Source organism: Micromonospora sp. NPDC049204 (assembly GCF_040647935.1).
Taxonomy (GTDB): domain Bacteria; phylum Actinomycetota; class Actinomycetes; order Mycobacteriales; family Micromonosporaceae; genus Micromonospora.
On record NZ_JBEZDC010000004.1, the window covers coordinates 1 to 23039 of the forward strand.

Consider the following 23039-nt stretch of genomic DNA (forward strand, 5'->3'; position numbering starts at 1 on the left):
CCGGTTACATTCCGAACCCGGAAGCTAAGCCCTCCAGCGCCGATGGTACTGCACTCGTGAGGGTGTGGGAGAGTAGGACGCCGCCGGACAATCTTCCAGAAAAGGCCACCCCATCACGGGGTGGCCTTTTCTGCGTCTGCCGATTGGTGGGTTCACCGACCCGGGTTCCTCGCGCCGGAGGCAAGGTCACGCTCGAACCAGGATGTCGTGCTGTCCCCGACGTGCTGACCCCACTACAACCAGGATGTTGCGCGACCCTGCGGCCTGCGGCCGGGCGCTGGTCTGGGCGGGGGCGCCGGTCGGGTGGGGTCAGTTGCGGGACTGCATGCCGGCGCGGAGGTTGCGCAGCAGGCCACCGGCGTCGCTGACCGACCGGCCCGGGAACATCGCCATGACCACGCTGCCGTGGTCGGCCCACCCGCACACCGCGAAGTCGCCACCCTCGCCGCTGGTGCTACCGCACTTCAGCACGCCGCCCAGGTCGCCGGCGGGCATCTCGCGGAGGCCGGTCACCGCACCTGTCTCGTCGGACATGAGGCGGAACAGGCTCTCCAGGTCCCGCTCGGGCTGCCAGAGCAGGGTGGTGCCGCCGAAGATGAGCACGGAGCGCTTCTCGTCGGCCGGGTCGCGGTAGACCGTGCCGAAGCTGCGGTCCAACTCGATGTCCGCCGCCAGGCCGCTGCGCAGGTAGTCGGCCGTGCTCTTCGCTCGTTCGCTGTCGTCCCGGCTCAGGCCGGCGATCTGCGGAGGCGAGGTGAGCTCGGTGTCCTTCTGCTGCGCCACCCGCCACCCGGCGGCACCCAGCACCCCGGCGCCCGCCAGGCCGACCACCAGCGCGACCGTCCAAGCGATCTTGCGCCGTCTCGACCAGCCGCTGGGGCGTTCGTCGGGGTCGCCCCCGGAGTCGCGGGTGCTCAGCTGGATCGGCTCTTCGGTCAGCTCGACCGGCTCGCGGCCGCCGTCGAGCGACCGCTCGGTGAGATGTGCGTCGGACATAGCCGACACCGTACGCGAACCACAGGTGGCGCACGTCAGGTCCGCGGAAGCCCTCCGTAGACTTGTCAGGTGACCGAGAGACTGGATGCCCGACGCCCCGACGCCCCGACCCTTGCCGGCCAGTACCAGCCCGGCGAGGTAGAGCAGCGACGGTATGAGCAGTGGGTAGCCGCCGGGCACTTCCGGGCCTCCGCCGACAGTGACAAGCCCCCGTTCGCCATCGTCATCCCACCGCCGAACGTGACCGGCTCACTGCACATGGGCCACGCGTTCGAGCACACGCTGATGGACGCGTTGACGCGGCGCAAGCGGATGCAGGGCTTCGAGGCGCTGTGGCTGCCGGGCATGGACCACGCCGGCATCGCCACCCAGAACCTGGTGGAGCGTCAGCTCGCCGCGGAGGGCCTGTCCCGGCACGACCTCGGCCGGGAGAAGTTCGTCGAGCGGGTCTGGCAGTGGAAGGCCGAGTCCGGCGGGGCGATCCTGGGGCAGATGCGGCGCCTCGGCGACTCCGTCGACTGGGACCGTGAGCGCTTCACCATGGACGAGGGGCTGACCCGGGCCGTCCAGACGATCTTCAAGAAGCTCTTCGACGAGGGTCTCATCTACCGGGCCAACCGGATCATCAACTGGTGCCCGCGGTGTCTGACCGCGCTCTCCGACATCGAGGTCGAGCACACCGACGACGACGGTGAGCTGATCTCGATCCGCTACAGCGACGAGGTCGTGGTGGCCACCACTCGGGCTGAGACGATGCTGGGCGACACGGCGGTGGCGGTCCACCCGGACGACGAGCGTTACCAGCACCTGATCGGCACCGAGGTCGAGCTGCCGCTGACCGGCCGGCGCATCCCGATCGTCGCCGACGCGCACGTCGACCCGTCGTTCGGCACCGGCATGGTCAAGGTGACCCCGGCGCACGACCCGAACGACTTCGAGATCGGCCAGCGGCACGACCTGCCCGCGATCACGGTCATGGACGAGCGTGGCGTGATCACCGTGCCTGGCCCGTTCGAGGGGCTGGACCGGTTCGAGGCGCGGCCCGCGATCGTGGCGGCGTTGCGCGAGCAGGGTCGGATCGTCGCGGAGAAGCGGCCGTACGTGCACGCGGTCGGGCACTGCTCGCGGTGCAAGACGACAGTCGAGCCGCGGCTGTCGTTGCAGTGGTTCGTCAACACCGGACCGCTGGCCCAGGCCGCCGGCGACGCCGTGCGCGACGGTCGCGTCCGCATCGAGCCCGCCGAGCTGTCCAAGCGCTACTTCGCCTGGGTCGACAACATGCATGACTGGTGCATCTCCCGCCAGCTGTGGTGGGGGCACCGGATCCCGGTCTGGTACGGCCCGCAGGGCGAGATCGTCTGCGTCGGCCCGGACGAGCAGCCGCCGACCGGCGACGGCTGGCGGCAGGACGAGGACGTGCTGGACACCTGGTTCTCCAGCGCGCTCTGGCCGTTCTCCACGCTCGGCTGGCCGGAGCAGACCCCTGACCTGGCCAAGTTCTATCCGACAAGCGTCCTGGTCACCGGCTACGACATCCTGTTCTTCTGGGTCGCCCGGATGATGATGTTCGGCCTGTACGCGATGGACGGCAAGCAGCCGTTCGACGTGGTGGCCCTGCACGGCATGGTCCGCGACGAGCACGGCAAGAAGATGTCGAAGTCGTTCGGCAACGTCGTCGACCCGCTGGACTGGATCGACCGGTTCGGTGCCGACGCCACCCGGTTCACCCTTGCCCGGGGCGCCAACCCCGGTCAGGACGTGCCGGTCAGCGAGGAGTGGTGCCAGGGCTCGCGCAACTTCTGCAACAAGCTGTGGAACGCCACCCGGTTCGCCCTGATGAACGGTGCGCACACCACGGGTGACCTGCCGCCCGCCGAGCGGCTCTCCACCGTCGACAGGTGGATCCTGTCCCGGCTGGCGCACGTCACCGCCGAGGTCGACGAGCAGTTCGAGGCGTACGAGTTCGCCAAGGTGTGTGACCTGCTCTACCACTTCGCCTGGGACGACGTCTGCGACTGGTACGTGGAGCTGAGCAAGCCGGTGCTCGCCGAGGGCGGTGAGCGGGCCGAGACCAGCCGTCGGGTCCTCGGGCACGTGCTGGACCAGCTGCTGCGGCTGCTGCACCCGGTCATCCCGTTCGTCACTGAGGAGCTGTGGCTCGCGCTGACCGGTGGCGAGACGGTGCAGACCGCCGCCTGGCCGGTGGCCGACCGGTCGCTCGTCGACGACGCCGCCGAGGCCGAGCTGGCAGGTGTGCAGCGCGTGGTCACCGAGATCAGGCGGTTCCGCTCCGATCAGGGGCTGCGCCCGACCCAGCGGGTGGCCGCCCGGTTGGACGGGCTGGCCGGGGCGGGCATCGACGCCCACGAGCCGCTGATCCGCTCCCTGGTCCGACTGGACCCGGCCGGAGACGATTTCCAGGCCAGCGCCACGCTGGCCATGCCCGGCGCGGTCGGTGTCGCGTTGGACACCCGGGGGTCGATCGACGTGGCCGCCGAACGGGCCCGGCTGACGAAGGACCGCGCGGCGGCCGAGAAGGAGGTCGCGCAGGCTCGGGCGAAGCTCGACAACCCGGCCTTCATCGGTAAGGCCCCCGAGCCGGTGGTCGCCAAGATCCGCGACCGGCTCGCCACCGCCGAGGCCGACCTGGTCCGGATCGACGCTGCTCTGGAGACGCTTTCCTCGTGACCGACCGTACCGAATTCGCCGCCGTCGAGGCCGAGCTCAACGCCCGTGGTTTCACCCGCATGGTCTTCGAGCTGGGCCGGATCGAGTCGCTGCTGGACCTGCTCGGCAGCCCCCAGCGGGCGTACCCGGCGATCCACCTGACCGGCACCAACGGCAAGACCTCCACCGCACGGATGATCGACTCGCTGTTGCGGGCGCACGGGCTGCACACCGGGCGGTACACCAGCCCGCACCTGGAGACCGTCCGGGAGCGGATCAGCCTGGACGGGGAGCCGGTGAGCGAGGAACGGTTCGCGGCCGTGTACCGGGAGATCAAACCGCTGGCCGAGCTGGTGGACGCGCGGTCGGACGAGCCGCTGACGTACTTCGACATGACGACCGCGTTGGCGTTCGCCACGTTCGCCGACGCGCCTGTCGACATCGCGGTGGTCGAGGTGGGCCTCGGCGGCGCGGAGGACGCGACGAACGTCATCCAGGCCGGGGTCTGTGTGATCACCCCGATCGGGCTGGACCACACCGAGTGGTTGGGTGACACCCTTCAGGACATCGCCCTGGCCAAGGCCGGCATCATCCACCCGGGCGCCACGGTGATCGCCGCGGCACAGGAGGAGGAGGCCGCCGGTCCCCTCCTCGATCGCAGCGCCGAGGTCGGGGCCACCATCGCCCGGGAGGGCGCCGAGTTCGGCGTACTGGGTCGGGCGGTCGCGGTCGGCGGTCAGGTCCTCAGCCTGCAGGGCCTGGGCGGCGTCTACGACGACGTGTTCATCCCGCTGCACGGCGCCCACCAGGCGCAGAACGCCGCGGTGGCTCTCGCGGCGGTGGAAGCGTTCCTGGGCGCCGGGGCTCGACGTCAGCTGGACGTCGAGACGGTCCGGGAGGGCTTCGCCTCGACCAGTTCCCCGGGTCGGTTGGAGCGGGTCCGTAACGCGCCGACGATCCTGCTCGACGGCGCGCACAACCCGCACGGCATGAAGGCCACCGTCACCGCGCTCCAGGAGGAGTTCGCGTTCAGCAAGCTGGTGGCGGTCGTCGGCGTACTCGCCGACAAGGACGCGGAGGCCATGCTGGAGTTGCTGGAGCCGGTGGTCGACCAGGTGGTGGTCACCCGTAACAGCTCGCCACGGGCGATGCCGACCGAGGCACTCGCCGCGCTGGCCGCCGAGATCTTCGGCGAGGAGCGGGTGGACTTGGCCGAGGAGATGCCGGACGCCATCGAGCTGGCGGTGGCGCTGGCCGAGGAGGACGTCCCCGGCGAGCTCAGCGGGGTCGGGGTGCTGGTCACCGGCTCGGTGGTGACGGTCGCCGATGCTCGTCGGCTGCTGAAGCGATGACCGAGCCGCAGCGGGACCCCTCCGCCACCGATGACCCGGCCGACCAGGGCGCGGCCGGCTCGCCGGCCGATCAGTCCGTATCGGAGGAGCGCGTCGCCGGGCAGCCGCGACGCTCCGGGTTGCGCAACCCGGAGCGGGCGGTACGCGGCCTCGGGGCCGGCACGCTCAGCCTGGAGGCGCTGGTGCTGCTGCTCGCCATCCAGCCGATCCGTGTGGTCGGCGGTGATCTCAGTGGCGCCGCCATCGGTGCCGTGGTGGCACTTGCGGTGGCCGCCATCGTGGTCGCCGGCATGATGCGCCGCCCCTGGGCATGGCACGCCGGCACGGTGCTCCAGGGCCTGCTGATGCTGGGCGGTCTGCTGCACTGGTCGCTGCTCGCCCTGGGCATCATCTTCGCCCTGGTCTGGGCGTACGCGCTGCACGTCCGCCGGGTCATCCTCGGCTGACGCCGGACCGGTCGGCGGGCCGGGTCAGGCCTCGGCGCGTTCGCGCCACTGGGTGAGCGCGATGCCGTGGCCGTCCGGGTCGCGGAACGCCGCCGCCCACACCTCCAGCTTCGAGCCCCGGTTGACCACCCGGGGCGCGTACGTGAATCGGACGCCCGACCCGCGTAACCGTTCGTACGCCGCTTCGATGTCGTTGACCTCAAGGTTGACGTGCACCAGGCGGCGGCTGATGGGCGCCGCGCCGGTCACCTCGCGCAGGACGAGCCGGGTCGTGCCGGAGGCGAGTACGGCGTTGCCGGCGCCCCGGTCGACCTCGGTGAAGCCGAGCACGTCGCGGTAGAAGTCGAGCGAACGGGACAGGTCGGTCACCAGCAGGGTGAGACCGACCCCGCTGATCGGCGCGCCCGGATCGGCGGTCGCGCCCGATTCGAACCCGAAGATCGCCTGGTCCAACTCCTCGTCGGTGACCGTCTCGCGTCCCGCCCCGGCAGGGGAGGGGTCGTCGAGCGGGAGGTCGAGGGGGTCCAGTGGGTCGGTCGCGCCCGGCCCGGACCGCTGGGCGGGCGGCGGGTCGACGCGCTGGGCCGGCGGGTCGAAGGCGTCTCCGGCGGGCGGGGTTGCCCGGTCGTCCTCCGGCAGGTCGTACCGCTCGTCGAAGCGCTCCTCGGCGGGCGGGCGTGGTGCCGGGGTGGCCCGCCGGGGCAGTCCACCACTGGCCTGCTGCTCGACGAGGACGCCTTCCAACACCACCGGGCCGCCCGGGCTCTGGTGCATCACCACGGGCTTGCGCTCCTCGGGCACGACGCCCGGGTCGTCGCGCAGCGGATCATCGCGCAGGGGGTCGGCGCGCACCGGGTCGGGGCCGAGCGGGTCACGGTAGGGGTCGCCGAGCGGGTCGCGGAAATCTTCCCGGAAATCGTCGTCCGGCCCTCGGCCGGCCCACGGCGGGGCATCCTGCTGGATCAGTACCTCGTCCATCGCCTCGGCTTCGGCGAACTCCGGCGGGAGGTCGGCGACCGCGGCGGCGGTCTCGGCGTGGGTCGGCACCTCGTCCCAGAGGACCTTCACGTGCCGCTGGTCGTCCAACGCGACCCGGATCGGCAGGGTCTGGCCCAGCGACGGCCACTTGGAGACCGGCACCCTCGGCTCGATGATCTTCTTGGACCGGGGCGGCAGACCGGGCGCGTCGAGCACCAGTTGCAGTTCGCAGCGGCCGAACGCGTACTGGGTGGGTGGTTCGGAGGCGCTGTGCACGTGCCCGACACCGACCACCCAGGTGCGCCCACCACCGCGTACGGTCGCCAGCGCGATCGCCAGCACCAGCAGGGCGACCCCGAGAGCCACGATGGCCCAACTGGGCATGCCCAGCCCGAAGACGACGACGAAGGTGGCCACGGTGCCCAGCACCACGCCGACCAGCTTGCGTACCGGCGCGATGGGTCGGTTCCCGCCATTCGCCACAGTGGACCTCCCGGGGTCAGGGCCAGGCTAGGCCGGATCGGCCACCGGGCGAAAGGCCGGCCGCCGCGCCGGCGCCGGGACCGGGTCGCTACGCTGACCGTACCGATCCCAGGCGTCCAGCGTGCACAGGAGGAACCCAGCGTGTCCAGCAACAGCCCGGATGAGCGCAGCCTCGTTCTGATCAAGCCCGACGCGGTCCGCCGCGGCCTGGTCGGCGAGGTCCTCTCCCGCTTCGAGCGCAAGGGGCTGCGAATCGACGCGATGGTGCACCGGACGATGGACGCGACGCTCGCCGACGAGCACTACGCCGAGCACGTGGACAAGGCGTTCTACCCGCCGCTGAAGGACTTCATGACCAGCGGTCCACTTGTCGCGCTCGTGCTCTCCGGCGACCAGGTCATCGACGTGGTCCGCGGGCTGGTCGGCGCCACCGACGGACGCAAGGCCGCCGCCGGCACCATCCGGGGCGACCTGTCGCTGTCCAACCGGGAAAACCTGGTGCACGCCTCCGACTCGACGGACAGCGCCAAGCGCGAGATCGCGCTCTGGTTCCCCGAGCTGGGCTGACGCTCCCGAGTTGGGCTGACGCTGCGCGGTCCGGGCCGGCTCTGCGGTCCGGACCGGCCGACGGCACCGGAGGGTTCAGTCGACCGGCGGCACTTTCGTCGGGTTGCCGACCACGTAGATCCCGGTGATCCGTCCGTCGGCCGCGGCGATGGTGAGCGTGTACCGACTGCCGTCCGCGCGCGTGATCAACACGGCGGGTTCCCCGTTCAGTTCGATCGGATGCACGGTCATGGGACGGCCCGGGCCGTAGATCCCGGCGTAGAACCGGGCGATCCGGTCCGCGCCGGTGACCGGGTTGCGGGCTGCCCGGACCCGACCACCGCCGTCGTTCCAGGCCGTGGCGTCCGCCGCGACCAGGCCGGTGAGCGTCGCCAGGTCACCGTCGCGGGCGGCGGCGAGGAACGCGTCCAGCAACCGTTCCCGTTCGGCCCGGCTCGCGGTGAAGCGCCGCTGCTCCTGATGGACCCGGCTGGTCGCCCGGTGGTGGAGTTGGCGGCAGTCCTCCGGGGTCCGCTCCAGGATCTCGGCGATCTCGGCGTACGGCAGGTCGAAGGCGGTGTGCAGGACGTACACCGCACGCTCCGGCGGGGTGAGCCGCTCCAGGACGTGCAACAACGCGGTGGAGAGCGAGTCGCGCAACTCCGCGCGGTCCAACGGTCCGAACGGCGAGGGCGCGGTCGGCACGGGCTCGGGCAGCCAGGTGCCGACGTACGTCTCGCGGGCCGCCTGCCGGGCCCGCAACCGGTCCAGGGCCAGCCGGGTGACCACCCGGGACAGGTACCGGCGGGGCTCCTCGACCGCCGACCGGTCCACGCCGTGCCAGCGCAGGTACGCCTCCTGGAGCACGTCCTCCGCGTCGTGTCGGCTGCCGAGCAGCCGGTACGCGAGCCCGAGCAGCATCGGCCGGTGCGCCTGGAGCGCACCGGCCGCGTCTGTTGCCTCAGTGGTCATGCGTGGGCCGGAGGCTCCAACCGCATGGTCACTCCGATCCGATTCCACACGTTGATTGTGGCAATCGCGACGACGAGGTCGGCCAGTTCCTTCTCCGACCAGACCTTCGCGGCGGCGTCCCACACCTCGTCCGGCACGCCGTGCTCACCGAGCCGGGTGACCGCGTCGGTGAGGTCCAGCGCGGCCCGCTCCCGCTCGTCGAAGAACGGCGACTCCCGCCAGGTAGCCACCGCGAACAGCCGCCGGCTCGACTCACCCTTGGCGAGCGCGTCCTGGCTGTGCATGTCGACGCAGTACGCGCATCCGTTGATCATCGACGCGCGCAGTTTCACCAGCTCAAGCACCGTCTGGTCGACGTTCGACTGGACGTACTTCTCCAGCCCCATGACCGCCTGGTACGCCTTCGGCGCCACCGCGCCGGGATTCATCCGCTGCATGACTACCTCCCCTGATCGGTTGGACACCGACACGACGGATGGGAGAGGTCGCACCGTGACAGCCAAACCTGTGACCCCAGTCATGCCACCCACCAACCCCACCTCACTCCCCAGCCCGTTGATCATGGGGTTATCGTCACGACACGCCGGGGCGGCCAGCAATAACCTCATGATCAACGGGCTGGGGTCGGGCTGGGGTCGGGCTGGGGGCGGGTGGGTCGGGGGTGGGGGTGGATTGGTCGGCGGTGTGGTGGTGGGTGGGTCTTGTATCGTTGGGACTGGCGATGATCCGGCTATCACCGGTGAGCCTCCGGAAGAACGGCCGGGTCACCGGCCCAGTAGAACCGGACGGGTGCGGCCCGTCACAGCCGGTCAATGAGCGGGCGGTCGATCGTGACCGCCAAGCGGGGTGGTACCGCGGATCACCCGGGAGCGCCGTCGAGGCGTACCCCTGGGACGGTTCGTCCTCGCAGACCCACGTTGAGTGAGCTGCATGAGGAGAGCGACCCCCGATGGCCTATCCGTTGCACGACCCGACCGCCGCCGGAGTCCCGGCGAGCCCGGACCTGCCCGCGGTCGAGCGCCGGGTGCTGGAGCACTGGACGGCCGACCAGACCTTCGAGGCCAGCGTCGAGGCCCGCCCGGCCGGCGACGACGGCAAGAACGAGTACGTCTTCTACGACGGCCCGCCGTTCGCCAACGGTCTGCCGCACTACGGCCACCTGTTCACCGGGTACGTCAAGGACGTGGTGCCGCGCTACCAGACCATGCGCGGACGGCACGTGGAGCGGCGCTTCGGCTGGGACTGCCACGGCCTGCCCGCCGAGGTGGTGGCCGAGAAGCAGCTCGGCATCACCAGCAAGGCGGAGATCATCGACCTGGGCGTGGCCCGGTTCAACGAGGCCTGCCGCACCTCGGTGCTGGAGTTCACCCAGGACTGGGAGCGGTACATCAACCGGCAGGCCCGCTGGGTCGACTTCACGAACGACTACAAGACCCTCGACCTGGACTACATGGAAAGCGTCATGTGGGCCTTCAAGACCCTGCACGACAAGGGTCTGATCTACGAGGGCTTCCGGGTGCTGGCGTACTGCTGGCGCTGCGAGACGCCGCTGTCGAACACCGAGACCCGGATGGACGACGTCTACCGGGACCGGCACGACCCGACGCTGACGGTGTGGTTCGGGCTGACCGCTGACGAGTCCGCGCCGGAGCTGGTGCGCGGGCCGGTCCGGCTGGGCGTCTGGACCACCACGCCGTGGACCCTGCCGTCGAACCTGGCGCTCGCCGTCGGCCCGGACATCGAGTACGCGGTGCTGGAACGCGACGGGGAGCGGTACGTCGTCGGCGCGGCGCGGCTGGCCGCGTACGCCAAGGAACTGGACGGCTTCGAGCAGGTCGGCACGGTGTACGGCCGGGACCTGGTCGGACGCCGCTACACGCCGCTGTTCGACTTCCTCGTCGAGCAGGCCGGCGACAACGCGTACCAGGTGCTCGGCGCGGAGTTCGTCACCACCGAGGACGGCACCGGGATCGTGCACCTCGCCCCCGCCTTCGGTGAGGACGACCAGAACGTCTGCAACGCCGCCGGCATCCCCACCATCGTCACCGTGGACGACCACACCCGGTTCACCGCGCTGGTCCCGCCGTACCAGGGTGAGCAGGTCTTCGACGTCAACAAGCCGGTGATCCGGGAGCTGAAGGAGCGGGGGGTGGTGCTCCGGCAGGACACCTACACCCACTCGTACCCGCACTGCTGGCGCTGCGACACCCCGCTTGTCTACAAGGCGGTGTCCTCCTGGTTCGTGGCGGTGACGCAGTTCCGGGACCGGATGGTCGAGCTGAACCAGGAGATCAACTGGACGCCCGGGCACATCAAGGACGGCTCGTTCGGCAAGTGGCTGGCGAACGCCCGGGACTGGTCGATCAGCCGGAACCGGTTCTGGGGTTCGCCGATCCCGGCGTGGAAGTCCGACGACCCGAACTACCCGCGCCTGGACGTCTACGGCTCGCTGGCCGACATCGAGCGGGACTTCGGCGTACGCCTGACCGACCTGCACCGGCCGGCGGTGGACGACCTGGTCCGCCCCAACCCGGACGACCCGACCGGACAGTCGATGATGCGCCGGGTGCCGGAGGTGCTGGACTGCTGGTTCGAGTCCGGGTCGATGCCGTTCGCCCAGGTGCACTACCCGTTCGAGAACGCGGACTGGTTCGAGCACCACTACCCGGGCGACTTCATCGTCGAGTACATCGGGCAGACCCGCGGCTGGTTCTACACCATGCACGTGCTGGCCACCGCGCTGTTCGACCGGCCGGCGTTCCGCAACTGCCTGAGCCACGGCATCCTGCTCGGCTCGGACGGGCGCAAGATGTCCAAGAGCCTGCGCAACTATCCGGACGTCTACCACGTCTTCGACGCGTACGGCTCGGACGCGATGCGGTGGATGCTGATGTCCTCGCCGGTGCTGCGCGGTGGGGACATGGCGGTCACCGAGGCGGGCATCCGCGACGCCGTCCGGCAGGTGCTGCTGCCGCTGTGGAACGTCTGGTACTTCTTCACGCTCTACGCCAACGCCGACGGGCACCAGGCGAGTCGTCGCACCGACTCGACGCACCTGCTCGACAGGTACATCCTGGCGAAGACCAACGAGCTGGTGGCCACGGTCGGCGCGCAGATGGACGCGTACGACATCTCCGGCGCCTGCGCCACCGTCCGGTCCTACCTGGACGCCCTGACCAACTGGTACGTGCGCCGCTCCCGGGATCGGTTCTGGTCCGGTGACGTCAACGCGTTCGACACGCTCTGGACGGTGCTGGAGACGCTCTGCCGGGTGGTGGCGCCGCTCGCGCCGTTGACCGCGGAGGAGATCTGGCGAGGCCTGACCGGGGAGCGGTCGGTGCACCTGACCGACTGGCCGGAGGCGACGGACTTCCCGGCCGATCACGACCTGGTCGCCGCGATGGACGCCACCCGGGCGGTCGCCTCGGCGGCGCTGTCGCTGCGCAAGGCCAAGGGTCTGCGGGTACGGCTGCCGCTGTCCAAGCTGACCGTGGCCTCCCCGGCGGCGGAGCAGTTGCGTCCGTTCGCCGACCTGGTCACCGACGAGGTCAACGTGAAGGCCGTCGAGTTCAGCGCCGAGCTGTCCGCGTACTGCGAGCAGGTGTTGACGGTGGTGCCCCGGGCGCTCGGTCCGCGGGTCGGCAAGCAGGTGCAGCAGGTGATCAAGGCGGTCAAGGCGGGCGACTGGGAGCTGGTCGACGGCGCCCCGGTGGCCGCCGGCGTCACCCTCGCCGAGGGCGAGTACGAGCTGCGACTGGTCGCCGCCGATGCGGAGAACTCCGCGCCGCTGCCCGGCGGTGAGGGTGTGGTGGTGCTGGACACCGAGGTCACCCCGGAGTTGGCGGCCGAGGGGCTGGCCCGCGACGTGGTGCGGGTGGTGCAGCAGGCTCGCCGGGACGCCGACCTCGATGTGTCGGACCGGATCGTGGTGTCGGTGTCGGCCTCCGAGCAGGTGCGCGCGGCGGTGGCCGGGTACCTGGACTTCGTGTCCGGGGAGGTGCTGGCCGACTCGGTGGACTTCGCCGAGGGCATCGACGGCTTCGCCGGTGAGGTCGGCGAGGGCGACCGGGTGACGGTCTCCGTCCGCCGGGTCTAGCGACGATCGTCAGGTAGCGGGCGCCGCGCCACCTCCGTCCGAGGGGTGTGCGGGCGTCCGCTACCGTGACACCGCCTGTTCGCACCTGATCTGCCGGAGGACCAGTGCCCCTGCTCTACACCATCGGCAAGCTCGCCGTGGGGCCCACGCTGCGGTTGGCGTTCCGCCCGACCGTCGAGGGGCTGGAAAACGTGCCGAGGAGCGGCGGGGCGATCTTCGCCGGCAACCACCTGTCCGTGGCCGACGAGCTGTTCCTCGGCACGGTTGTGCCCCGGCACCTGGCGTTCTGGGCGAAGTCGGAGTATTTCAAGGGCACCGGTGTGAAGGGCGCGATCTCCAAGTTCGTCCTCACCGGCCTGGGTGCCATCCCGGTGGAGCGGGGCGGCGGTCGAGCCGCGCTGTCCGCGTTCGACGCGGCGATCCCGGTGCTCAAGAACGGTGACCTGGTGGTGGTCTACCCGGAGGGCACCCGCTCGCCGGACGGCCGGCTCTACCGGGGGCGGACCGGCACGGTTCGGCTGGCGACCTCGACCGGCGTGCCGATCATCCCGGTCGGCATGATCGGCACGGACAAGGCGCAGCCGATCGGCGCCCGGGTGCCCCGGCCCGGCGCCGCCGAGATCATCATTCGGTTCGGCAAGCCGATCGACCTGACCGGGCGGCCGACCGACCGCACCTCGTTGCGGCAGATGACCGACGAGATGATGAGCGAGATCCAGAAGCTCACCGGCCAGGAGTACGTCCCCCGCTACGCCCCGCCGCGCGCCCACCCGGACGCGACTCGCGAGGCCTGACCCCCACCCCGGTTGACCAGGAAGTCCACCGCCTTCGTGGGGCGGGAGACCTCCTGATCAACGCTGGGTGGGTCGCGTTCAGGCCTTGGGTTGGATGATCTGGGCCCGCAGGGTGTTCAACAGGGCGGCGCTGTCGGCGACCGACAGCCGGGTGAACACTCCGGTGGCGATGCTGCCGTGATCGACAGAGGTGCAGACCACCACGTCACCGCCGTTGGACCGGCCGACCGCGCATCGCTCGTGCCGGCCCCGCACACCGGTGTCCACAACCTCGGGTGCGTCCAGCGCGTACCGCTCGGTGAGCCGGCTGATCTCGGCCTCCGCGTCCGACTCCGGGCTCCACCGGAAACCCGTTCCGCCGAAGACCGTCACCTGCTTGCCGCCCGAGGTGGAGTAGACACCGGCGAAGGTGCCCTCGGCCAGCAGGTGCTCCCCGCGTACCTCCTTCTCCAACTGTCGGGCGGCCTCCGCGCTGCGGCCGTCCTGCCGCAGCTTCAGATCGTCGACCTGGGCGGGCAGCGCGGCCTGCACCGGGTACTGGGCTGAGATCGGGAATCCGTAGTAGGCGGGGCAGCCGCAACAGCAGGCCAGGGTGAGCAGCAGCAACCAGGGCCAGCGGCGACGACGGCGAACCGGCACCGGCACGTACCCCTTGGGGGCCTGCCAGCCCGGCGGCGGCCCCGCCGGCGGCGCCACGGGCGGCGCGGCGGACCGCTTGCCCCGGCGCTGCTTCGGCGCGCTGGGCGGTGGCGTGGGCGGCGGCGTCGGCCGGGTCGGCATCCTGGGTCCGGTCGCCTGCGGTGGCCTCGGGGCCGCGGCCGGAGACACCGGGTGCGACCCGACCGAGCGAGCAGGCTGGCTGGGCCACTGCTTCGTCGCCGGCGGGGTCGGATGCGGCATCGTCGGGGGGAGCGGGGTAAGCGACGGCAGTTCGGCGGAGGGCAGGTCCCAGCCGCCGGTGTCCACGCCGGCCCACGGGTCGACAGGCGTCTGGTGCTCCGGCGGTCCCACGGGCAGGGGTGGCAGCGGGGTCGGCTCGGCCGACTCGCCCCAGACCGGTCGGCGTGGCAGCGGGGGTGGCACCGGCGCCGAGCCGCTCCACCTGGGCGCGGGGGGCTCCGGGGTGGTGGCGGGCTCGGGCCGGCCCGAGGCTGCCGGCTGATCCGGAGACTGGGGCTGCGTCGGAGGTGCCGGCTGGTCCGACGCTTCCGGCTGCGTCGGAGGGGCCGGTTGGTCTGACGGTTCCGGTTGGTCCGACGGTTCCGGTTGGTCTGACGCTTCCGGCTGCGTCGGAGGGTCCGGTTGGTCCGACGGTTTCGGCTGGTCCGACGGTACGGGTGGGGAGGCCGGCTGATCGGCGGCCGCCGGAACCCGGTCCGGCTCCGCGCCCGGGGTGCTCCCGTCGGCCGGCCGTGCTCCCGGCTGGGGCTCGGGCATGGCGGCAATCTCCTCTCGCGCCGGTCCGAGGTTAGTACCGCGTCGCCACCGCCGGGTGGGCGCGTACCCTTGGGCATCATGAGTGCCCCGTCCACGACGCCGCGCGCGGCCGCGACCAACTCTCGCGACGACTCCAGCTCGGCGGCTCCGACGCCGAGCCGTGACCTGGAGCCGTCCGTCTGGTCCCAGCTCGAGCCGCTGTTGCCCCAGGTTTCCAAGCCCATCCAGTACGTCGGGGGCGAGTTGGGTGCGGTGACCAAGGACTGGGCCGCGGCGACCGTGCGCTGGGCGTTGATGTATCCCGACGCGTACGAGGTGGGCCTGCCCAACCAGGGCGTGCAGATCCTCTACGAGGTGCTCAACGAGCTGCCCGACACCCTCGCCGAGCGGACGTACGCGGTCTGGCCGGACCTGGAGACGCTGATGCGCACGCACGGCGTGCCGCAGTTCACCGTCGACGCGCACCGGTCGGTGCGTAACTTCGACGTGTTCGGCATCTCCTTCTCCACCGAGCTGGGCTACACGAACATGCTCACCGCGATCGACCTGGCCGGCATCCCGATGCTGGCCGCCGACCGCACCGACGCCGACCCGGTGATCGTGGCCGGTGGCCACGCGGCGTTCAATCCGGAGCCCATCGCCGACTTCATCGACGCCGCGGTGCTCGGCGACGGCGAGGAGGCGGTGCTGGAGATCACCGCGATCGTGCGGGAGTGGAAGGCCGAGGGTTCCCCGGGGGGCCGCGACGAGCTGCTGCTGCGGCTGGCGCGCACCGAGAGCGTCTACGTGCCGCGCTTCTACGACGTCGACTACCTCCCGGACGGGCGGATCCAGCGGGTCGTGCCCAACCGGGCGGACGTGCCGTTCCGGGTGCACAAGCGCACGACGATGGACCTGGACGCCTGGCCGTACCCGAAGAAGCCCCTCGTGCCGCTGGCCGAGACGGTGCACGAGCGGTACGCGGTGGAGATCTTCCGGGGTTGCACCCGGGGCTGCCGGTTCTGTCAGGCCGGCATGATCACCCGTCCGGTGCGGGAGCGGTCCATCACCACGGTCGGGCAGATGGTCCGCGAGGGCCTGGAGTTCTCCGGCTTCAACGAGGTGGGCCTGCTGTCGCTCTCCTCGGCCGACCACTCCGAGATCGGTGACATGTGCTCGGGCCTCGCCGAGCAGTACGCGGGCACGAACGTCTCGCTGTCGCTGCCGTCGACCCGGGTGGACGCCTTCAACATCGACCTCGCGCAGGAGTTGTCCCGCAACGGGCGGCGGACCGGCCTGACCTTCGCCCCGGAGGGCGGGTCGGAGCGGATTCGCAAGGTCATCAACAAGATGGTGACGAAGGAAGACCTGATCCGTACCGTCGTCACCGCGTACACCAACGGCTGGCGGCAGGTGAAGCTCTACTTCATGTGTGGCCTCCCCACCGAGACCGACGAGGACGTCCTCGAGATCGCGGAGATGGCCCACGAGGTGATCCGGGCCGGTCGGGCCGCCACCGGTTCCAAGGACATCCGCTGCACGGTCTCCATCGGTGGGTTCGTGCCGAAGCCGCACACCCCGTTCCAGTGGGCCTCGATGGAGCGTCCGGAGGTCATCGACCACCGGCTCAAGATCCTCAAGCAGGCCATCAACTCGGACCGCTCGCTGGGCCGCGCCATCGGCTACCGGTACCACGACGGTGAGCCGTCGCTGATCGAGGGACTGCTGTCCCGGGGTGACCGCCGGGTCGGCTCGGTGATCCGCAAGGTCTGGGAGAACGGCGGCCGGTTCGACGGGTGGAGCGAGCACTTCTCCTACCAGCGCTGGGTGGACGCGGCGGCCGAGACGCTGCCCGCGTTCGGGGTCGACCTCGACTGGTACACCACCCGGCAGCGCGAGGAGTTGGAGGTCCTGCCCTGGGACCACCTCGACTCGGGCCTGGACAAGGACTGGCTCTGGCAGGACTGGCAGGACTCGGTGAGCGAGTTCGAACAGGACGACTGCCGGTGGACGCCCTGCTTCGACTGCGGCGTCTGCCCATCGATGGACACCGAGATCCAGATCGGCCCGACCGGCAAGAAGCTGCTGCCACTCACGCCGCTGGGCGGCAACGGAATGAAGGTCCCGGCCGCCGACCACCCGGCCTGACCGCCCGCCGCCGGGGCAGCACCCGGCGGCGGTGACCGCTAGCCTCCACAGTCGACACCACACCCGCCGGGCCTCGTGCTCGGCGGGTGACTGGCGCTGACGGGGGATAGCGCGATGTCCGGTTTCTCCATGAACGCTGGCACTTCCCGGGCATCCTGCGGTGAGGACAGACGGATGAGGATGAACGTCGGAGCGATCCGGCCGGCCGCTGCCTGCCTGCTGGCGGGGTTCCTGGTGGTAGGTGCGGCCCAGCCGGCGGCCGCCGCGCCTCGGCGGGCCGAGCAGTGGTATCTGGACGAGCTCCGGATCGACCAGGCGCACAAGATCTCGACCGGGCGGGGCGTGATCGTGGCCGTGCTCGACAGCGGTGTCGAGGCCAGCCACCCGGACCTGCGGGGTCAGGTCCTTGCCGGTGGTCGCAGCTACGGCGCCTCCGGAGACGGTCGGGCCGACGAGAACGGCCACGGCACGCACATGGCCGGCATCATCGCGGCGAAGAGCGGCGGTCGCGACGGGGTGGACGGCATCGCCCCCGGCGCGAAGATCCTGCCGATCAAGATGGGCAAGGGCAGCGGGACCTTCAGCGACGGGGTGATCGCTCTCGGTATCCGGATGGCCGTCGACGGTGGCGCCAAGGTGATCAACTTGTCCGTCGGTGGGCCGGGCGTCGTCAGCCCGGAGGAAGAGAGCGCGATCAGGTACGCGCTGGACCACGACGTCGTCGTGGTTGCCTCCGCTGGCAACACGGCCAAGGGCGATGTCAGCGTCGCGCAACCGGCCAACACCCCCGGTGTGATCGCGGTTACCGGGACGACCAAGGGCGGCAGATTCTGGTCCGGCTCGGTCCAGGGGCCGGAGGCGGTGGTCGCCGCTCCGGGCGACGGCATCTACAACGCCAGCAACGAGGGGGGCTACGGCTGGGGCGACGGGACCTCCGACGCCACGGCGATCGTCTCCGGCCTGGCCGCGCTGATCCGGGCGAAATATCCGAATCTCAACGCCCCGAACGTGATCAACCGGATCATCCGGACCGCACGGGACTCCGGCCGGGCCGGGCGAGATCCGCAGTTCGGCTTCGGGCTGATCGACCCGCTGAAGGCGCTGACCGCAAACGTACCGCCGGTCACCACCAACCCGCTGCTCGGCCCAGAGGCGACCCCCAGCCCGGGCCCGATCATCACCGAGGCCGCGAAGGAGTTCGACCTCTCCCAGCACGGCGATCGCGGTGGTCCCACCGACCAGCAGGTCATGGTCGTGGTCATCGGTATCGCCGTCGCGCTGGTGCTGCTGCTGGCGCTTGTGGTGTTCCTCATCTGGAACCGCCGGCGCTACCGGCGGGAGGCGGTCCGGGCCGCCGCCGACATCCCGGACGAGGTGCTGGACCAGATGATCTCCGGCGGCTACCCGCCCCCGCCGCCGGGCTACGGCCCGCCCCCCGGCTACACCCAGCCTCCTGGCTATACCCAGCCTCCTGGCTACCCGCCGCCTCCCGGGTATGCCGCGTCGCCCGGCTACCCTCCGCCTCCCGGGTACGGCCCGCCTGCCGGGTATGCCCAGCCTCCCGGTTACGCCCAGCCTCCCGGTTACGGCCCGCCTCCCGGGTATGCCGCGTCGCCCGGCTACCCTCCGCCTCCCGGTCACGGCCCGCCCTCCGGGTGCACCCAGCCTCCGGGTCAGGCGCAGCCTCCCGGTTACGCGCAGCCTCCCGGTTACGCGCAGCCTCCCGGGTATGCCCCGCCCCCCGGCCACCCCACGCCTCCCGGTTACCCCTCGCCTCCCGGTTACCCCACGCCTCCCGGTAGCGGCTCGCCTCCCGCCGACCCCCCAGCTTCCGGTCATCCCTCGGCGCCCGGCCACCTTCTGCCTCCCGGGTACGGCCCGCCGGGCGGAGCTCCGCCCACTGGGCCGCAAGAGCGGTAACCGGTTCTGATCGTGATGGCCGGCTGGTGACCTTCCGGGGCCGCCGGCCGGCCATCAGGCTTCGCGGACGGGTGGTCACGACCCAGTCGGGCGGTTCGTACCCACCTGTCCGGGCGCTCCGACCGCCCCGGCTGCGTACCGTCGGTGGCGCTGGGCCAGGATGGTCGGACACGCAGGTACACCCGAGGAGCCCACGATCGCCAAGAAGCCTCAACCCGAGGGCGGCCAGGCACCGGTCGTCCAGCGCGTCCGCATCCGGTACGCCAAGCGCGGGCCGCTGCGGTTCACCTCGCACCGGGACTTCGCCCGGGCGTTCGAGCGTGCGCTGCGCCGGGCCGCCGTGCCGGTCGCCTTCTCCCAGGGTTTCCACCCGCACCCGAAGATCTCCTATGCCAGCGCCGCGCCCACCGGGGTGGCGAGCGAGGCGGAGTACCTGGAGATCGCCCTTCAGGCCGAGGTCGACCCGGAGGCGCTGCGCGCCGCGTTGGACGCCGCGCTCTCGCCGGGGCTGGACGTCCTGGACGCCGTGATCGCCGAGGGGGGCAACCTCCCGGACCGGATCGAGGCGTCGCACTGGCACATCGAGTTGCCCGAGGTCGAGACCGAGGTGCTCCGCGCCGCGGTGGACGCCTTCCTCGCTGCTGACGAGGTGCTGGTGGAGCGGATGACCAAGCAGGGTCGACGCACCTTCGACGCCCGCGCCGCAGTGATATCGATCGATGTCCTCGCACCAACGCCGACGCCTTCCGGGGCGCCGGCCGTACCGTGTGCGATACTCGAACTGGTCGTACGGCAGGTCACCCCGTCCGTACGGCCCGATGACGTCCTTTCCGGCCTCCGCGTGGTGGCCGACCTGGAGCCGCCGGTTTCGCCGAGGGTGACCCGGCTGGCTCAGGGCACGTTGACCGCGCAGGGTGCGATCGTGGATCCGTTGGATGCGGATCGCGACGGGGCAACCATCGTTGGGCACTGACCGACGGTTGGTGTTCTGGCAGGCAGACTTCGGCGGTCGCGCACCACGCGCGCCCGGCGGAAACACTTTTGCGGCGACCCTGCGTGGCAGCGCTCACCCGCGCCCGGGGTAGCCAGAACTGGAGAACGTCCATGCTCGAGAACGAGCCCGAGGGCGGCGAACGGACCGGTTCACAGCCGGCCGGGGAGACCGCCGACCAGAGCACCACGGCCGACGGCGCTGCCGTCGCGACCCCCACCACGGCCGTCGGTTCGGCTTCGGTGGAGCCGGACGGCGCGCAGAGCGCCGAGCCCGCCGCGCCGGTACGGCGCGCCCGGGCGACCCGACGTCGCGCCGCCCCGCTGAGCCAGCCGGAGCAGACCGACGCTCCGGCCGAGGCGTCCACCAGCGAGGCCGCCAGTACCGAGTCGCCGCAGGCGGAGGTCTTCGCCCCGATCTCCGGCGACCAGGACGTCGCGCCCAAGACCCCCCGGCGCCGTCGTAAGGCCACCCCGGTCGAGACGACCGCCGAGGAGCCGCTCGTCGCGTCCTCCGCGGAGGTGGCCCCGGCCGACGTGGTTCCGCCGGTCAAGGTGACCCGTACCCGGCGCAAGAAGGCCACCCCGGCGGCCGTCGAGGAGCCGCCCGCGGTCGAGGAGCCGGTCGTCGAGGAGCCGGTCGCCGCCGAGGAACCGGTGGCCTCCGACCTTCGCGAGGCCGAGGCCGAGCTGAACGACATCCCCACGGCGACCCCCGCCGAGTCGCCCTGGACCAGCGCCGGCGAGGTGTCACCTGGTGTCGCCGTCTCCGGTGTGACAGCTGAGCCGATTGAGCCGGCCGAGGTCGAGCCGGAGCAGCCGCGTACCCGTCGTCGGCGGGCCGCGCTCTCCGCGCCCACCGTGCTGTTCATGGCTCCCCAGCCGGACGCCGTGCCGGTGACCCGGCCGGTCGAGCCCGCTCCCGTCGCCGAGGAGCCGGCGGTGGAGGAGGCCGCGGAGCCGTCCCGCCGCCGTCGGCGTGGTCGCCGCGAGGTCGAGCCGGTGGAGCCGATCGAGGCGATCGAGGCCGAGGAGGAGCCGACCGAGGAGGCCGACGAGTCCGCCGAGGCGGATGAGGACGACGAGGACAGCGCCGCCGCGCGCCGCCGCCGCCGGCGTGGTCGCCGGGGCCGGGGCCGGGGCAAGGGCGGGGCCGACGACGCCGAGGACGACGAGTCCGAGGAGGCGGCGCAGGCCGACGAGGAAGAGACCGCCGAGGTCGAGGGCGACGAGGACGAGGACAGCGAGGGCGGGGACGGCCTGACCCGCCGTCGCCGGCGTCGTCGTCGCCGGGGCGCGGGCGACACGGAGGGTGCCGCCGACGACGGCGTACCGACCGTGGTGAAGATCCGCGAGCCGCGCCGGACCGTCGACGAGGTGCAGGGCGTGTCCGGTTCGACCCGGCTGGAGGCCAAACGCCAGCGCCGCCGGGACGGCCGGGAGCAGCGGCGTACGCGGCCGCCGATTCTCAGCGAGTCGGAGTTCCTGGCACGCCGGGAGGCGGTCGACCGGGTGATGGCGGTCCGCCAGCGCGGTGACCGTACGCAGATCGCCGTTCTGGAGGACGGGGTGCTCGTGGAGCACTACGTCACCCGCAACTCCTCCGGCACGATGGCCGGCAACGTGTACCTGGGCAAGGTGCAGAACGTGCTGCCGAGCATGGAGGCGGCGTTCGTCGACGTCGGCCGGGGTCGCAACGCGGTGCTGTACGCCGGCGAGGTCAACTGGGACACCTCCGGTCTGGAAGGGCGGGCCCGCTCGATCGAGCAGGCGCTGCGCTCCGGCGACTCGGTGCTGGTCCAGGTCACCAAGGACCCGATCGGGCACAAGGGCGCTCGGCTGACCAGCCACATCGCGCTCTCCGGCCGGCACCTGGTCTACGTGCCCAACGGCAACGCGTCCGGGATCAGCCGCAAGCTGCCGGACAACGAGCGCAAGCGGCTGCGCGACGTGCTCAAGAAGCTGGTCCCGGACGGCGCGGGCGTGATCGTCCGCACCGCCGCCGAGGGCGCCAGCGAGGACGAGCTGGCCCGCGACGTCAAGCGGCTCCAGGCGCAGTGGGAGGACATCCAGGCCAAGGCCGCCGAGGGTGGCGCTCCGGCGCTGCTCTACGGGGAGCCGGACCTGGTCATCCGGGTCGTGCGGGACCTGTTCAACGAGGACTTCCGCGAGCTGGTCATCGAGGGCGAGCAGTCGTACGACATCGTCGAGTCGTACCTGTCGCACGTCTCTCCGGACCTGGTGGACCGGGTGCGGCGGCACGTCGGCACGAGCGACGTCTTCGCCGAGTACCGGATCGACGAGCAGATCATCAAGGGCCTGGACCGCAAGGTCTTCCTGCCCTCCGGCGGTTCGCTGGTGATCGACCGCACCGAGGCGATGACGGTGGTGGACGTCAACACCGGTAAGTACACCGGTTCCGGGGGCAACCTGGAGGAGACCGTCACCCGCAACAACCTGGAGGCGGCGGAGGAGATCGTCCGCCAGCTCCGGCTGCGGGACATCGGCGGCATCGTGGTGATCGACTTCATCGACATGGTGCTGGAGTCGAACCGTGAGCTGGTGCTGCGCCGACTCACCGAGTGCCTGGGTCGGGACCGCACCAAGCACCAGGTCACCGAGATCACCTCACTCGGCCTGGTGCAGATGACCCGTAAGCGGATCGGCGCGGGCCTGCTGGAGGCGTTCAGCGAGACCTGTGAGTGCTGCAAGGGTCGGGGCGTCATCATGCACACCGAGCCGGTGCCGGAGAAGGCGCGCGTTGCCGGTGCGGGGGAGAAGGTCAAGGCGGTCGCCTCCTCGGTGGCCGTCGCTCCGGCCGCCGCCGAGCAGGGCAGCACCTCGTCCCGTCGCCGGGCGCGCAAGAACGCACCGGCCGAGCGGGCCGTGGTCGAGGTCGTCGACACCGAGACCAGCGCCGAGCCGGACGCGGACTACCAGGACACCATGGGCTACGACCTGTCCCGCTACGAGTCGGAGACGGCCGCCGCACCGGCGATCTCCGACGCTCAGCAGGGGGAGTCGGCCCGGTTGGCCGCGGCGGACGACCCGGACGCGCTCGCCGACGGTGAGGGCGACGAGGACAGCACCGAGGGTGGTGCCGGTCGCCGCCGTTCACGCCGGGGTGGCGCACGCCGGCGGACGCGCCCCTGACCGCCTGACCGGCCAAGTGTTTGGCGAGGTCCCTTCTCCGGCAAAGTGACGGGGGAGGGACCTCGCCGTTGTGCCACTCCGG

The 23039-nt window shown here is 71.4% G+C and carries 15 protein-coding genes and 1 rRNA gene; 11 read left to right on the forward strand and 5 right to left on the reverse strand.

Annotated elements, in window-relative coordinates; all coding sequences use genetic code 11:
- Nucleotides 1-89 (forward strand): 5S ribosomal RNA (gene rrf, locus AB0A90_RS09030); the annotation flags it as partial.
- 220 nt (nt 90-309) lie between these two features.
- Here rrf and AB0A90_RS09035 read toward each other — a convergent pair.
- Nucleotides 310-996 (reverse strand): hypothetical protein, encoded by a 687-nt coding sequence (locus AB0A90_RS09035; RefSeq protein WP_357244136.1) that lies wholly within the window; start codon nt 994-996, stop codon nt 310-312.
- A 69-nt stretch (nt 997-1065) separates the two neighbouring features.
- Between AB0A90_RS09035 and AB0A90_RS09040 the strand changes: the two genes are divergently transcribed.
- Genes AB0A90_RS09040 through AB0A90_RS09050 form a run of 3 tightly spaced genes read left to right on the forward strand, consistent with a single transcriptional unit; the run spans nt 1066 to nt 5461 of the window.
- Entirely contained in the window at nt 1066-3684 is a 2619-nt protein-coding gene (locus AB0A90_RS09040; RefSeq protein WP_357244139.1) for a valine--tRNA ligase, read from the forward strand.
- The gene (locus tag AB0A90_RS09045) at nt 3681-5015 is read left to right on the forward strand and encodes a folylpolyglutamate synthase/dihydrofolate synthase family protein (protein WP_357244142.1); all 1335 of its coding nucleotides are present in this window, start codon (nt 3681-3683) and stop codon (nt 5013-5015) included. The genes AB0A90_RS09040 and AB0A90_RS09045 overlap by 4 nt, the downstream gene beginning before the upstream one ends.
- The gene (locus AB0A90_RS09050) at nt 5012-5461 is read left to right on the forward strand and encodes a DUF4233 domain-containing protein (protein WP_357244145.1); all 450 of its coding nucleotides are present in this window, start codon (nt 5012-5014) and stop codon (nt 5459-5461) included. Before AB0A90_RS09045 ends, AB0A90_RS09050 begins: the two co-directional genes overlap by 4 nt.
- 24 nt (nt 5462-5485) lie before the next feature.
- Here AB0A90_RS09050 and AB0A90_RS09055 read toward each other — a convergent pair whose 3' ends face one another.
- Nucleotides 5486-6922: a VOC family protein gene (locus tag AB0A90_RS09055; RefSeq protein WP_357244148.1), complete on the reverse strand. Its 1437-nt coding sequence runs from the start codon at nt 6920-6922 to the stop codon at nt 5486-5488.
- Between the two features lie 141 nt (nt 6923-7063).
- Here AB0A90_RS09055 and ndk point away from each other — a divergent pair, with 141 nt between their 5' ends.
- Entirely contained in the window at nt 7064-7489 is a 426-nt protein-coding gene (ndk, locus tag AB0A90_RS09060) for a nucleoside-diphosphate kinase (protein WP_357244151.1), read from the forward strand.
- A 75-nt stretch (nt 7490-7564) separates the two neighbouring features.
- Here ndk and sigJ read toward each other — a convergent pair whose 3' ends face one another.
- Together sigJ and AB0A90_RS09070 are read right to left on the reverse strand one after the other, a co-directional pair.
- A complete protein-coding gene (sigJ, locus tag AB0A90_RS09065) occupies nt 7565-8440 on the reverse strand; it encodes an RNA polymerase sigma factor SigJ (RefSeq protein WP_357244154.1) in 876 nt (291 codons plus the stop codon).
- Nucleotides 8437-8877, reverse strand: coding sequence for a carboxymuconolactone decarboxylase family protein (locus AB0A90_RS09070; RefSeq protein ID WP_357244157.1), 441 nt, complete (start codon nt 8875-8877; stop codon nt 8437-8439). Before AB0A90_RS09070 ends, sigJ begins: the two co-directional genes overlap by 4 nt.
- A gap of 512 nt (nt 8878-9389) precedes the next feature.
- Between AB0A90_RS09070 and ileS the strand changes: the two genes are divergently transcribed.
- Nucleotides 9390-12536 (forward strand): isoleucine--tRNA ligase, encoded by a 3147-nt coding sequence (ileS, locus tag AB0A90_RS09075; protein ID WP_357244159.1) that lies wholly within the window; start codon nt 9390-9392, stop codon nt 12534-12536.
- A gap of 104 nt (nt 12537-12640) precedes the next feature.
- Nucleotides 12641-13330, forward strand: a complete 690-nt coding sequence (locus AB0A90_RS09080) for a lysophospholipid acyltransferase family protein (protein WP_357244162.1) — start codon at nt 12641-12643, stop codon at nt 13328-13330.
- Between the two features lie 78 nt (nt 13331-13408).
- Here AB0A90_RS09080 and AB0A90_RS09085 read toward each other — a convergent pair whose 3' ends face one another.
- Nucleotides 13409-14413, reverse strand: a complete 1005-nt coding sequence (locus tag AB0A90_RS09085) for a hypothetical protein (RefSeq protein WP_357244166.1) — start codon at nt 14411-14413, stop codon at nt 13409-13411.
- Nucleotides 14414-14845: 432 nt separating this feature from the next.
- Here AB0A90_RS09085 and AB0A90_RS09090 point away from each other — a divergent pair, with 432 nt between their 5' ends.
- The 4 genes from AB0A90_RS09090 (at nt 14846) to AB0A90_RS09105 (ending at nt 22957) form a co-directional block, all read left to right on the forward strand.
- Nucleotides 14846-16894, forward strand: coding sequence for a TIGR03960 family B12-binding radical SAM protein (locus AB0A90_RS09090; RefSeq protein ID WP_357244169.1), 2049 nt, complete (start codon nt 14846-14848; stop codon nt 16892-16894).
- Nucleotides 16895-17068: 174 nt separating this feature from the next.
- Entirely contained in the window at nt 17069-18814 is a 1746-nt protein-coding gene (gene mycP / locus AB0A90_RS09095) for a type VII secretion-associated serine protease mycosin (RefSeq protein WP_357244172.1), read from the forward strand.
- Between the two features lie 160 nt (nt 18815-18974).
- Nucleotides 18975-19787, forward strand: a complete 813-nt coding sequence (locus AB0A90_RS09100) for a TIGR03936 family radical SAM-associated protein (RefSeq protein ID WP_357244175.1) — start codon at nt 18975-18977, stop codon at nt 19785-19787.
- A gap of 131 nt (nt 19788-19918) precedes the next feature.
- Nucleotides 19919-22957: an Rne/Rng family ribonuclease gene (locus AB0A90_RS09105; RefSeq protein WP_357244178.1), complete on the forward strand. Its 3039-nt coding sequence runs from the start codon at nt 19919-19921 to the stop codon at nt 22955-22957.
- Nucleotides 22958-23039: the final 82 nt, after the last annotated feature.